At 58.9% G+C, this 11,916-nt stretch carries 11 protein-coding genes; 1 reads left to right on the forward strand and 10 read right to left on the reverse strand.

Annotated features, from left to right (window positions below):
- Positions 1-5 precede the first annotated feature (5 nt).
- The 8 genes from CGA21_RS07980 to CGA21_RS08015 form a co-directional block, all read right to left on the reverse strand.
- Positions 6-500: a hydroxyquinol 1,2-dioxygenase gene (locus CGA21_RS07980; RefSeq protein ID WP_188263919.1), complete on the reverse strand. Its 495-nt coding sequence runs from the start codon at positions 498-500 to the stop codon at positions 6-8.
- A gap of 259 nt (positions 501-759) precedes the next feature.
- Complete coding sequence (locus CGA21_RS07985) at positions 760-1,689, reverse strand: LysR family transcriptional regulator (RefSeq protein ID WP_188263920.1); 930 nt, start codon at positions 1,687-1,689, stop codon at positions 760-762.
- A gap of 160 nt (positions 1,690-1,849) precedes the next feature.
- On the reverse strand, positions 1,850-2,884 hold the full coding sequence (locus CGA21_RS07990; RefSeq protein WP_188263921.1) for a branched-chain amino acid ABC transporter permease: 1,035 nt from the start codon (positions 2,882-2,884) through the stop codon (positions 1,850-1,852).
- Complete coding sequence (locus tag CGA21_RS07995) at positions 2,884-3,747, reverse strand: branched-chain amino acid ABC transporter permease (RefSeq protein WP_188263922.1); 864 nt, start codon at positions 3,745-3,747, stop codon at positions 2,884-2,886. The genes CGA21_RS07990 and CGA21_RS07995 overlap by 1 nt, the downstream gene beginning before the upstream one ends.
- Before the next feature lie 2 nt (positions 3,748-3,749).
- Entirely contained in the window at positions 3,750-4,442 is a 693-nt protein-coding gene (locus CGA21_RS08000) for an ABC transporter ATP-binding protein (RefSeq protein WP_179054851.1), read from the reverse strand.
- 21 nt (positions 4,443-4,463) lie between these two features.
- A complete protein-coding gene (locus CGA21_RS08005; protein WP_188263923.1) occupies positions 4,464-5,189 on the reverse strand; it encodes an ABC transporter ATP-binding protein in 726 nt (241 codons plus the stop codon).
- Between the two features lie 25 nt (positions 5,190-5,214).
- Positions 5,215-6,525, reverse strand: a complete 1,311-nt coding sequence (locus CGA21_RS08010) for an ABC transporter substrate-binding protein (RefSeq protein WP_179054838.1) — start codon at positions 6,523-6,525, stop codon at positions 5,215-5,217.
- Positions 6,526-6,622: 97 nt separating this feature from the next.
- Entirely contained in the window at positions 6,623-7,969 is a 1,347-nt protein-coding gene (locus CGA21_RS08015; protein ID WP_188263924.1) for an outer membrane beta-barrel protein, read from the reverse strand.
- 446 nt (positions 7,970-8,415) lie between these two features.
- Here CGA21_RS08015 and CGA21_RS08020 point away from each other — a divergent pair, with 446 nt between their 5' ends.
- On the forward strand, positions 8,416-9,483 hold the full coding sequence (locus CGA21_RS08020) for an RHS repeat-associated core domain-containing protein (RefSeq protein WP_188263925.1): 1,068 nt from the start codon (positions 8,416-8,418) through the stop codon (positions 9,481-9,483).
- Positions 9,484-9,554: 71 nt separating this feature from the next.
- Here the strand turns inward: CGA21_RS08020 and CGA21_RS08025 are convergent, their stop codons facing one another.
- A complete protein-coding gene (locus tag CGA21_RS08025) occupies positions 9,555-10,259 on the reverse strand; it encodes an NAD(P)H-dependent oxidoreductase (RefSeq protein WP_188263926.1) in 705 nt (234 codons plus the stop codon).
- 9 nt (positions 10,260-10,268) lie between these two features.
- Entirely contained in the window at positions 10,269-11,915 is a 1,647-nt protein-coding gene (locus CGA21_RS08030; RefSeq protein ID WP_110747257.1) for an ABC transporter ATP-binding protein, read from the reverse strand.
- Position 11,916 lies beyond the last annotated feature (1 nt).

Raw genomic sequence — 11,916 nt, forward strand, 5'->3', positions numbered from 1 at the left:
GCAGATCACTTGAAGCAGATGTCGGCCCACTTCTCGACCGACAACGGGCCTTTGATCGTCTGCTGCAGGATCACGCCCGGGCGACTGGCTTCGAAGCGATACGCGGTGCCCACCGGCAGCAGGCACTGGTGACCGCGCTTGAGCAGGACGTAGCCCATTGGCTTGCCCGCCGGCACTTCGCCTGCCAGTTGCGTGCCCTCGCCTGTTGTCAATGGCGCATCGAGCTTGAGGAAGTCCACCCGCACTTCACCGCCCATGACGATGGCGAATTCGTCGTGCGCGGCCGTGTACCAGGGAGACTGGCCTTCGGCGCGCAGGGTTTCAATGACGTAGCCGAGGTTGAGACCGACGACGACCTTTTCATAAGGAAGGGATTTTTCCGCCACCTCGAAAACGTTGGAAAAGGCGTAGTGACTGGCCTGGCCACTGATGATTTCCACCGAGCCCTTGGTGTATTTGTCCAGCGAGCCGAAGACCGTTTCGATTGCCGCGCTACTCATGGGTTTTCACCGTTTTGTTGTTGTAGTAACAGTGAGCCAACAGTACGTCGCGCCTGGTCCCGGGACAATTAGAGGACCGGCGACAACAGTGTTCGCGAAACGCAAACACTGTAAAAGTTGTGTAGGAGCTGTGTAGGAGCTGTGTAGGAGCTGTCGAGTGCAACGAGGCTGCGATCTTTTGATCTTGCGTTAATCGTTCAAAAGATCAAAAGATCAAAAGATCGCAGCCTGCGGCAGCTCCTACAGGGTGCGAGGTTCATTAGCGCACCCAGCCACGCTCCAGCAACGGTTTATCCCAGCAGGGCTCATCGCCGAAGTTCTCCACCAGAAAGTCGATCAACGTACGGACCTTCAAGGCGCGGCGCTGGGTCGCGGGATACACCGCGGAGAAGTTGAAGGAAGACAACGCATACTCGGGCAACACTGGAATCAACCGCCCGCTGAGCAGATCGTCACTGGCCACCAGCGTCGGCAGGCAGACAATACAGACTCCGGTCTGTGCGTAATCACGCAACAGGTGCACCGAGTTCGAGCGCACCTGGCCTGGCAGGCTCAATTCCACCTGTTCGTTTTCACGATTGAACAGCCAGCGGTTGCGCGACGGATAGCCCTCGTACAGGGCGATCTTGTGTTGCAGCAATTGCTGGGGATGGGTGGGCACGCCGAACTCGCTGGCGTAATCGGGAGACATGCAAAACAGCCGGCGAACGCTGAACAATTTGCGCTCGATCAGGGTTTCGGCCATTGGCGGAAACATCTGGAACGCTACATCGAAGCCTTCTTCGATCGGGTCCACCACCCGGTCGTTGACGATGACGTCCACTTCAATGTCCGGGTACATCCGGGTGAACTCGGCCAACAGGCGGCCAAAGTGCCCGATGGCAAATCCGGGCAGCATCTGCACCCGCAATTTGCCGGTGGGTTTGGCGCGCAGTTCGCGCATGTGTTCGGTCAGCGAGTTGAAACTCGCAACCATGTCCGCGCATTCCTTGTAATAGGTTTCCCCGACCTCGGAGAGGCGGACATGGCGTGTGCTGCGGTGGAACAGCGGCGCATTGATGAACTGCTCCAACTGCTGGATGCGGTGGGAAATGACCGAGCGGGTCACGCCCAGTTGCTGGGCCGCCCTGGCGAAGTTGCCGGTTTCGGCAACCCGCACGAAGGCTTCGACACTGAGTAAACGATCCATGGGGCAGGTTCTCTGGATGAGTGGCAGCCCTGTAGCGGCGAGCTTGCTCCGGGCGGCGTTCCGACGATGGACGTCAACGATAACGCAACCTGCCTGAATGATCGCGTTGTCCGGGCGTTTTTCACGAGCAGGCTCGCTCCTACATAAACCGGACGCCAACTCATGCCCGGGGTTGCACCGACAACCGCCGCTGCATGGGAAACACCTGCCAGCCCAACCGCTCACTGATCAGGCCCCACACCCCTTGCGGCGCCTTGAGCATCATCACCACCGCGACCACCCCCAGAATGATCATGTACACGGCACCGTATTGGGCCAGGCATCCGCGTAACACAAAATAGATCAAAGTGCCGATCAATGGCCCCTCCAGGGTGCCGATGCCGCCGATGATGACGATGAAAATCACCACCGCCGTCCAGTCCTGCAGGTTGAACGCCGCATCCGGGGAGATCCTCAGCTTTTGCAGGAAGATCAGCGCCCCGACCACCCCGGTGCAACCGGCCGCCAACACGTACACCATCAGCTTGGTCCGGAAGGTATTGACGCCCAGGCTGCCGGAGGCCGGCTCGGAGTCGCGGATCGACGCCAACGCCAAGCCCTGGCGTGAACGCAACAGGAAGAACACCAGCGCCACTGCGCCGATGGCAATCGCCAGTGCGGTGAAGTAGACCAGCATCTCGCGCCCGTCACGGTCATTGCCGATCTGACGTACGATCGCCGCCGGCAGACTTTGCCCGGAACCGCCGCCCAGACTGCTCATCTGTGCCAGCCCCAGGCGAAAGACTTCGGCCACCACCCAGGTGCCGATCGCAAAGTAGGCGCCACGCAGCCGGAACACGATCAATGCGGTGGGAATCGCCAACAGCGCGACAAGCACGCCCGAGAGCAACACGGCGAACAAGGGCGGCACCCCCAGTTGCGTCGACAGCATGAACAATAGGTACCCACCCAGGCCGACAAACGCCTGCTGCCCGACCGAAACCATGCCGGCGTAACCCGCCAACAGGTTCCACATTTGCGCCAGGGCCAGGTAATAGGCGAACTCCACCACCAGCCGCAGGCTGGCACGATCGGCCCACCATGGCGCGCTGATCAGCACCAGCATACAAAGGCCGAGCAATGACAGGCCGACCCGGCTGCTGGTGGTTGTGCGCTGTACGCGGTAGGCCAGCACAGGATTATTCAAGGCATTCATCAGTCGACACTCCGGGGAAACAGGCCACGCGGGCGCACGACCAGAATCAGCAGAAACACAAGGTGACCGGCGAGGATTTGCCAGCCAGGATCGATTTTCGCGCCCAGCGCCTGGGCGATACCGAGAATCACCCCGCCCGCCAGCGTGCCCCACAGGCTACCCAGGCCGCCGATGATCACTGCTTCAAAGCCGTACAACAGACGCGCCGGCCCCACAGTGGGATCGAAACTGGTGCGAATCGCCAGGAACACCCCGGCGATCGACACCACCGCCATCGCCAGCGCCATGGCCAGGCCAAAGATATGGGCGTTGTTCACGCCCATCAGGCGTGCCGTCTGCTGGTCATCGGAGGTGGCGCGGAACGCACGGCCCAGCGCGGTTTTATAGAACAGCAATTGCAGGCCGCCGATGATCAGCAGTGCACTGGCGAACACCATCAGCGGCATGATCCCCACGTTGAGGCTACCGAAGCCGACACTTGCGACTTCCAGATCGCCCTGGGACAACTTCTGGCTGTCGGCGCTGAAAAACTGCAGCAGGACATTCTGCACGATGATCGACAGACCGAAGGTCACCAGCAGCGGCGGCAAAATGTCCTGGCCGAGTGTCCGGTTGAGCAGGCCGCGTTGCAGCAGGTAGCCAAGGCAGAACATCACCGGCACGACGATCACCAGGCTTGCCAGCGGACTGAAACCCAGGTGGTTGACCACCATCAGCGCCAGGTACGACGCCAGAACGATGAAATCGCCATGGGCGATATTGACCAGGCGCATGATGCCGAACATCAGTGACAGCCCTACCGCGAACATTGCGTAGAGACCACCGAGCAACATGCCCTGCAGAAGCGTATTGAGCCATTCCATCACTAAACCCCAAAGTACGCGGCTTTGATTTGCGCCTTGTCGACGTCCCCGGGCCGGCCGGTCAGGGACACGCGCCCTTCCTGCAAGCAATAGAAACGGTCGCAGACACTCAGCGCCTGATTGATGTCCTGTTCGACGAGAATCACCGTGGTGCCGTCAGCCTTGATCGAGGGCAGCGCGGCGTAGATGTCCTTGATCGTGGTCGGAGCCAGCCCCAGGCTGATCTCGTCGCACAGCAGCAAGTGCGGGTTGGCCATCAGGCCCCGGCCAATCGCAACCATTTGCTGTTGACCGCCGGACAGCGCGGTGCCGGGGCGTTTGCGCAGCTTTTCCAGAACCGGAAACAGTTGATAGATACGGGCCAGCGTCCAGGGGCCCGGGCGTTTGCTGTAGCCGCCGATCTGCAGGTTTTCCTCGACGGTCAGCGAAGGGAACAGCTTTCGGCCTTCCGGCACCAGGGCGATGCCGCGCGCTATCACCTGGTTGGCCGCCAGGTCACCGATGGGCTGGCCCCTGAAGGTGATGGCACTCGCCTGGTTCTTGATCTGCCCCGCCAGCGAGCGCAGGAACGTCGATTTGCCGGCACCGTTGGAGCCGATGACGGCCACGGTTTCGCCCTCATCCAGCGTTAGGCTGATGTCGAACAGTGCTTGAAAATCGCCATAGCCGGCGCAGAGTCTATCGATGGCCAGCAGGTGTGTTTGGGTCGTCATGTCTCAGCTCCCTATGCCCATGTAGATTTCCTGGACCCGTGGGTCGGCCATGACGCGGCGCGGCTCGCCTTCGGCCAGTTTGGCGCCGAAGTTGATCACCGTCAGGCGGCTGACCACCGCCAGCAAGGCATGGACGATGTGTTCGATCCAGATGATGGCGACGCCAGCCTTGTGGATGCCCTGGATGGTTTCCACCAGTGCCAGGCATTCCGGTTCGGTCAGGCCACCGGCGATTTCATCGAGCAACAGCAAACGTGGCCGGGTCGACAAGGCACGGGCCATTTCCAGTCGCTTGCGGTCGAGCAGCGTCAGCGAGCCGGCCAGCACGTTAGCCTTGCGCATCAGCCCCGTCAGTTCCAGGGTCTGCGCGCACCATTGGCTGGCCTCCTTGTCGCGCAACTGCGCGCCAAAGGTAGCGCCTACCAGCAGGTTCTCGAATACGGTCATTTTCACGAACGGGTGCGGGATCTGGTGGGAACGTCCGATACCTTGTTGGCAACGCTTGAACACCGGCTCGCGGGTGACGTTGCGACCTTCGAAGTGGATGCTGCCGCTGTCCACCGTCACGCCACCGGCGATCAGGTTGAACAGCGTGCTTTTACCCGCGCCGTTGGGACCGATGATGCCCAGGGCCTCGCCGGGTTTCAGGCTCAGGCTCATGGCATCGGTAACCTTCACCGAGCCGTAGCTTTTATGCACATCGTTCAGTTGTAGAAGTGGCTGTTGCATGGAGCACCTGCTTGCTTGAGCGCGATCAATACGTAATGGCCTGCATCTCGCCACCCAGCGGGATCGCCGGCGCGGTGGCATTGCTGGTCACGATCAGGTCGTATTTGTTGTCATTGCCCAGGCGCCATTGGCCACTGACCAGCGGCGTCTTGGCAACGTTCTTCACCGGCCCGCCGTTCCAATTGATCGGCCCGACTACGGTGTTGAGGTTGGTCTTGAGCAAGGCGTCGCGCACGGCCTGTGCATTGCCGATTTCTTCGGTGCGCTGGAGAATGTCCACTGCCAGTTCGAACAGGGCGTGCACGAAGCCCAGGGGTTGCGTCCACTGTTTGCCGGTGGCCTGGGTGAACCCCTGGGCGAGTTGCCCGGCACTGGCACCGGTCAGCGACGAACTGAACGGGTGTGTTGGGCTCCACCAGATTTCGGTCGACAGGTTGTTGCCAGCCTTGCCCAATGCTTCGACCGCCGTGGGAAACAGCAACGCCTTGCCTACCGACACCGCCTTGGGCTTGAAACCCTGCTGACGGGCCTGGGTCCAGAACGTCGTGAGGTCCGGGGGGATGACGACGCCTGTGACGATCTCGACCTCGGCCTTTTTAAACGCAGCGATCTGCGCGGAGAAATCATCGGTCAGGTTCTGGAAGCGACCGGGGTCGACCAGTTGGAAACCCTTCTGCGCCAGCACCGGTGGAAACCCGAGTTTCGAATCGCCCCAGGCATTGCCATCGCCATCATTTGGGAACAGGCCACCGATCACTTTGTCGGTTTGCATAGCGCCCCACATCGAGGTGTAAGTGCCGATCACATCCTCCAGGCCCCAGAAAAAGTGGTAGGTCCACTCAAAGCCCTGGTCAGGCTTTCCGCCACGGGTGAAGAACCATGGCTGCCAGGGCGCCACGGTGGAAATGCAGGGGATTTCGTTGATTTCACATTGGTCGGACACCGGGTTGGTGGTTTCCGGTGTCGAAGACACCAGCATAAGGTCGACCTGATCCGACAGGATCAACTCGCTCGCCACCTCTGCCGCGCGATTGGGGTTGGACTGGCTGTCCTTGACGATGACTTCCAGGCGGTACACTTTGCCAGCCACATTGATCGAGTTCTTCAGGGTTTGCTTGAGCGAGTCGATGATGTAGTTGTCGGCGGCCGCAAACGGGGCCAGGGGCCCTGTCTGCGGACTGACGTAGCCGAGCTTGATCACCCGCTCGCTGCCGACGGCGAAGTTGAACGGCAGGCTCGCCAGGGCAATCCCTGTGGCGGCAACACCGCTGCCACGCAGGAAATCACGACGTGAGACGTCGCGGGCTAACAGGTTTTTATCGTTTTTGTCTGTCATGTAAATACTCCAGTGCGGCTACGGGCCGGCAGCGTCCGGACGAACGAGAACGCGACCTGTGGGCTGAACCATCAAGCCGGGTCAGCGAAGTGTCGGGTTAGAAGAAGAAACTGACGTCGAAGGACGCAACTACTTGCGAGTCCTTTTGCCCGTCGGCGTAGGCATCGCGACCGGGGCCGGAATGGATGTCGTAGCGCAACTCCGGACGCAGGCGCACGTTGGGCGTCGGGGTCCAGGCCAGGTTGGTGGTAACACCGTAGAAACTGCCCCAGGTCGGGTCGGGAATCCCGGTGTTCGGGTCGATGTTGGCCATCATCACGTGTACGGGCGCATCGGTGTAGAACCACTCGGCGCGGCTGTTCCACATCAGGTTTTCGCTGAGTTTGTGGTACCAGTTAACATCGGTGCCGTACCAGGTGGCATCGCCTTTATTGGCGAAACCGGCGAAAGCGCCCTGCTCCTGCGTGCCATAGTTCAGCTCCAGTGCCACGCGGTTGTTCGGGTCGAGTACCTGGGACAAGGTCAGGTAAGAGGCCAGTCGCTTGTAGTCGTCATCTTTGGTGCCAGCCGGTATCGGCGAGCCGCAACTGCATTCGGCGAAGCTGTCGCCAGCGCCGTTGCCATAGATGTTTTCCCAGTCGATCCAGGTGCTGAAATCCGCCGAACGCCAGCGTACGTTGGCGATGACATCCGGGTCATGGTTGGGGTCTTGCAGGTTGTTCCAGCCCTGCACCACCCCCAGTTCAAAGCCCAGCATGCTTTCGCCGGGTGCCGATGGCAGCTTGAACGAGTACAGCGCGCCGGCATGCTTGGCCGGGCCGTGCATGAAGGAATAGGTGTGCGAGTAGAAGTCCGTCGGCGCCGGTGAGGGCAAGGCGAAGCCGATTTCATTTTCCAGCGGTGTGTGGAAAATCCCGATCATCAGGTCCGAACCGCCGAGCACCGGGAAATAGAAATCGACGTAGGCCTGGGCAATGGTGAACGCTGGATCTTCAGCCTTGTTGTCGCGATTGACGCCCAGGTCTTCGTCCCAACCGTAGGTTTTGAAGTAACGCGCATCCTTGCCGTAGAGTGCCGTGACGTTAAAACCCCAGTCCGCTTCTTGTGGCATGGGGCCGGGAAACGGTCCGACACGACCGACCACATTACTCTTGGGTTTCTTTTCCACAGCCAGGGCGAACTGGTTGAGGTTCACGCCTTCGTCGGTATTGAAGAAACTTTGTTTGCTGACGTCATCCGTGCCGTTGTTGTTGTAGATCACACCTGCCTGGCCCCAGCCGTAGATCTTGATGCCGTGTTCACGCTCAAGGCTGTCACCAAACACGCCGCGCACCAGCGAGCCCATCGGGTCTTCCGCGGCGCGAGCCATTGTGGGAAACACCATACCTGCACCCAGAACCGGGGCGAACAGGGTCGCAGCGCAAGCCCATGCACGAATACTCATACCTGCCTTCCTTATTTTTATTAGGCGCCAAACCCCCGAAGGGGCGTAAGGCCGAAAGCAAGGCAGGACGTCTTGATGAGCCCTGGCTGGAGCTCCACCGGATCGTTGGCAAATCCCGGTGTTCGGCGAGATGGAGGCTACAAGCCGGCCACTGCACCAACAATTCCATTCTCGGCGACATCAGTGTTTGCGTATTCAGAACAATCACGGCGTGATTCGTCATTTAAAGACGACATTGTCCCCTGTGGGAGCGGGCTTGCCCGCGATAGCGGTAGGTGATTCGACATAGATGTTGAAGCTGATGGCCTCATCGCGGGCAAGCCCGCTCCCACAGAGTTCGTGTTCAAGGCGTGCGAGGTTTCCGACTATCAGTTCTGCTAGTTCTCGTCTGCGATAAATCTCTCGATACTCAAGCCCTCCCAGACCTTGAACGCTCGGAGCGCCCAATGTCCAATCCAAAGCAACCCTGGCTCATCCGCTATAGCTACGATTCGCTGGATAAACTGATCAGTCATTCTTTGTCCGATACTGCGAAACGACACCGTTTTTACTGCAAAAACCGCCTGACCACCGAGATTCAGGGTGCAATCGAGTACTCCATCGTCCAACACGATGACTTTCTCCTGGCACAGCAAAAGCGCCAACAAGATGCGCACGACACCACATTACTGGCGACTGACTTGCAACGCTCGGTACTGAACACACTCAAGAAAAACAACGAGAGACAAGCTATCGCTTACTCCCCTTATGGGCATCGCCATGCCGAAAACGGGTTGACTAGCCTATTAGGGTTCAACGGTGAACGGCCGGATCCGGAGACGGGGCATTATTTGTTGGGCGACGGTTATCGGGCGTTCAACCCAGTGTTGATGCGATTTAATAGCCCGGACAGCATGAGCCCTTTTGGGAAGGGTGGATTTAATACCTATGCGTACTGCAAGGGTGATCCGGCTAATTTTATTGATCCTACCGGCCATTTTTTAAAATTCCTTAAAAACCCTTTTCAAAGCATCATCAACAAAATAAACAAAACAAAACTCAACAAGGAAATTGACAATGTAATCTCAAGCATCCAGGCGGACTCCTTTAAATTCAACAAAGAAACCGCACAACTGCAAACCGAATTAATCTACAGGAGGCACCCAACAGGACTTAAAATTGGTAACCCTCAATCACTTACAAGCATCGCACTAAAGGCAGTTCAGCCTCACCAACTTTCAGAGCTAAGCCCTGGCATAGTTAACCGCGATATCGCTAGAGAGATTTTTTTTCAAGAGCTACATTACAACGGACCAATAACTAACAGTTCCGCCCTTGATAAAATTTTTACGCACCTTCCTAAAACAACTGGCGGCCAGTTGAGCGCTGAAGCACTGACTTCATATGCGCATGCACATAGAACTAGTTTTGAAGTTGAATTAATCGCATTTGAGAGAAATGCTCTAGGCATCCCGTTCGATACAGCTATAAAAAATGCCAATCTGCGTAAAGGTAAAAAATATAATCCTACATAAACAACTTCGTAAAATCGGATTAATGCATGAAGCCAGATCTGCGGTGCACCGCAGATCTGGCCGTCTCACTTCTAATGACCAAGCGGGTACAACTGTTCATCAAATTGCGATAACTTCGGAAACACCAGCGGCTGGTCGTCGCTCAACTGTTGCAGGCGCTGGGTGTAGTTCACAAGAAATTGCTGACGCGCCTCATCGCTGATATACGGCACATGCCAAGCCACAAACGGTTCCAATACATCGAATCCAACATACGCCAACGTACCGCGCAGGATCGGCCGCAGCATGTCCTGCAACGGACCATGGATAGCCTCTTCACCGAACATGTGTTCACGCCCACCCAAGGTCACAGTGACCAATGCTTTTTTACCGGCCAAGCCGCCCTGATCGTAGAAGCGCTTGCCGCCATAACAGATACCGGACACCAGCACCCGGTCGATCCAGCCCTTGAGCATGGCCGGGGTGGAGAACCAGAAGATCGGGAAGTTGAGGATCAACAGGTCGGCCCACAGCAGTTTGTCCAGCTCGGTTTGAATGTCCGCTGCCAGCGACTGGCTCTTCACGCCGAGGCGTTGTTCCAGCGCGTACACCAGGTACTCGGGATTTTCCCGCTTTGAGAAGTCATCGGCGCTGGCCACCGGGTTCCAGTTCATCTTGTACAGGTCGCTGACCTGCACTTCATGGCCCTGGGCTTCAAGGGTCGCGACGGCCTGGTCGCGCAGGGCGGCGGTGAAGGATTGTGGCTCGGGGTGAGCATGGACGATCAGTACTTTCATGGTGATTCCTTAGACTTTTTCCAGCGTAGGGTTTGAATTCGGCGTAGCGCGACTGGCCAGCAAGCGGTCGAGCCAGTCGGGGTCCATCTGGGGTTCGGAGGAAAACAGCAGCCCGGTATAGTCTTGATGCGGTGGGGTGAAAATAGCACTGCGCGAGCCATGATCCACCACCCTGCCCCGTTGCATCACCAGCACTTCGTCGGCAATCGCGCGCACGGTGGCGACGTCATGGGTAATGAACAGGTAGGCGACGCCGAGCTGTTGCTGAATGCGGTTGAGCAACTTGAGCACGCCTTCGGCCACCAGTTGGTCGAGGGCCGAGGTGACTTCGTCGCAGATGATCAGTTGCGGGTCGGCGGCCAGGGCTCGGGCGATGCAGATCCGCTGTTTCTGTCCGCCGGACAATTCCCGGGGCTGACGCTCCATGAACGTTGCCGGGTCCAGTTCGATCATCTCCAGCAGCTCGGCCACCCGCGCGCGCATGGCTTTGCCCTTGAGGCCCAGATAGAACGTCAGTGGCCGGCCGATGATGTCGACAATGCGCTGGCGCGGGTTCAGTGCCGTGTCCGGGATCTGGTAAATCATCTGCACGCGCCGCAGTTGTTCCTTGCTGCGCTGGCGAAAATCCGCGGGCAGCGGTTCGCCGTCATACAGCACTTGACCATGGGTCGGTGGCAGCAAGCCGGTGATCAGCCGCGCCGTGGAGCTTTTGCCGCTGCCGGATTCACCGATGACCGCCAGGGTCTGGCCACGGTACAGCTTCAAGGAAACGTCATGCAGCACCGGTTGCCGCCCGTAGCTGGCGCAGCTGTTGCGCAGTTCCAGCAGCGGTTTTTCCTGTTGCGGGCAGGGTTTGGGTTCGGTGCGGAAACTGCGCACCGCCCATAGCGACTTGGTGTAGTCCTCCTGCGGGTCACCGAGCATCTTGCAGGTCTCGGCCTCTTCCACCAGCTTGCCGTGGCGCAGCACCATGATGCGGTCGGCCATCTGCGCCACCACCGCGAGGTCGTGGCTGATGTAGATCGCCGCGCTGCCGTAGGTCTTCACCGCATCGCGAATCGCCGCCAGCACTTCGATCTGGGTGGTGACGTCCAGGGCGGTGGTCGGTTCGTCAAAGACGATCAAGTCCGGGTGGCAGGCCATCGCCATGGCGGTCATGACCCGTTGCAGCTGGCCACCGGAGACCTGGTGCGGGTAACGCTGGCCGATTTGTTCGGGGTTGGGCAAGCGCAGCACGCGATACAAGTCCACCGCTTCGCGCATCGCCTGTTCACGGCTGATGCCACCATTCTTCACCGCCGTTTCCACGTGCTGGTCGATCAAACGATGGGCCGGGTTGAACGAGGCTGCCGCACTCTGCGCGACGTAGGCGATGCGCAGGCCGCGCAATTTGCGCAAGGCTTCGGGTTTGGCCTTGAGCAGGTCGATGCCGTCGAAATGCACCGTGCCGCCGGTGATCTTGCAGCCGTCGCGGGTATAGCCCATGGCAGACAAGCCGAGGGTCGATTTGCCCGCCCCGGATTCACCGATCAGCCCCAGCACCTCACCGCGTTGCAAGGTCAGGTCGATGCCCTTGATCAGCGGATGCCAGGCGTCCTCGTAGTGACCTTCGATGTGCAGGTTGCGGATTTCCAGCAAAGGTTTGGATGTCGTCATG

The sequence above is a fragment of the Pseudomonas sp. PSB11 genome, assembly GCF_014596605.1.
Lineage (GTDB): Bacteria > Pseudomonadota > Gammaproteobacteria > Pseudomonadales > Pseudomonadaceae > Aquipseudomonas > Aquipseudomonas umsongensis.

Bases quoted from the DNA above. Each gene is read 5' to 3' on its own strand.
- CGA21_RS07980 (WP_188263919.1), bottom strand. From the start codon at position 500: ATGAGTAGCGCGGCAATCGAAACGGTCTTCGGCTCGCTGGACAAATAC.
- CGA21_RS07985 (WP_188263920.1), bottom strand. From the start codon at position 1,689: ATGGATCGTTTACTCAGTGTCGAAGCCTTCGTGCGGGTTGCCGAAACC.
- CGA21_RS07990 (WP_188263921.1), bottom strand. From the start codon at position 2,884: ATGAATGCCTTGAATAATCCTGTGCTGGCCTACCGCGTACAGCGCACA.
- CGA21_RS07995 (WP_188263922.1), bottom strand. From the start codon at position 3,747: ATGGAATGGCTCAATACGCTTCTGCAGGGCATGTTGCTCGGTGGTCTC.
- CGA21_RS08005 (WP_188263923.1), bottom strand. From the start codon at position 5,189: ATGCAACAGCCACTTCTACAACTGAACGATGTGCATAAAAGCTACGGC.
- CGA21_RS08010 (WP_179054838.1), bottom strand. From the start codon at position 6,525: ATGACAGACAAAAACGATAAAAACCTGTTAGCCCGCGACGTCTCACGT.
- CGA21_RS08015 (WP_188263924.1), bottom strand. From the start codon at position 7,969: ATGAGTATTCGTGCATGGGCTTGCGCTGCGACCCTGTTCGCCCCGGTT.
- CGA21_RS08020 (WP_188263925.1), top strand. From the start codon at position 8,416: ATGTCCAATCCAAAGCAACCCTGGCTCATCCGCTATAGCTACGATTCG.
- CGA21_RS08025 (WP_188263926.1), bottom strand. From the start codon at position 10,259: ATGAAAGTACTGATCGTCCATGCTCACCCCGAGCCACAATCCTTCACC.
- CGA21_RS08030 (WP_110747257.1), bottom strand. From the start codon at position 11,915: ATGACGACATCCAAACCTTTGCTGGAAATCCGCAACCTGCACATCGAA.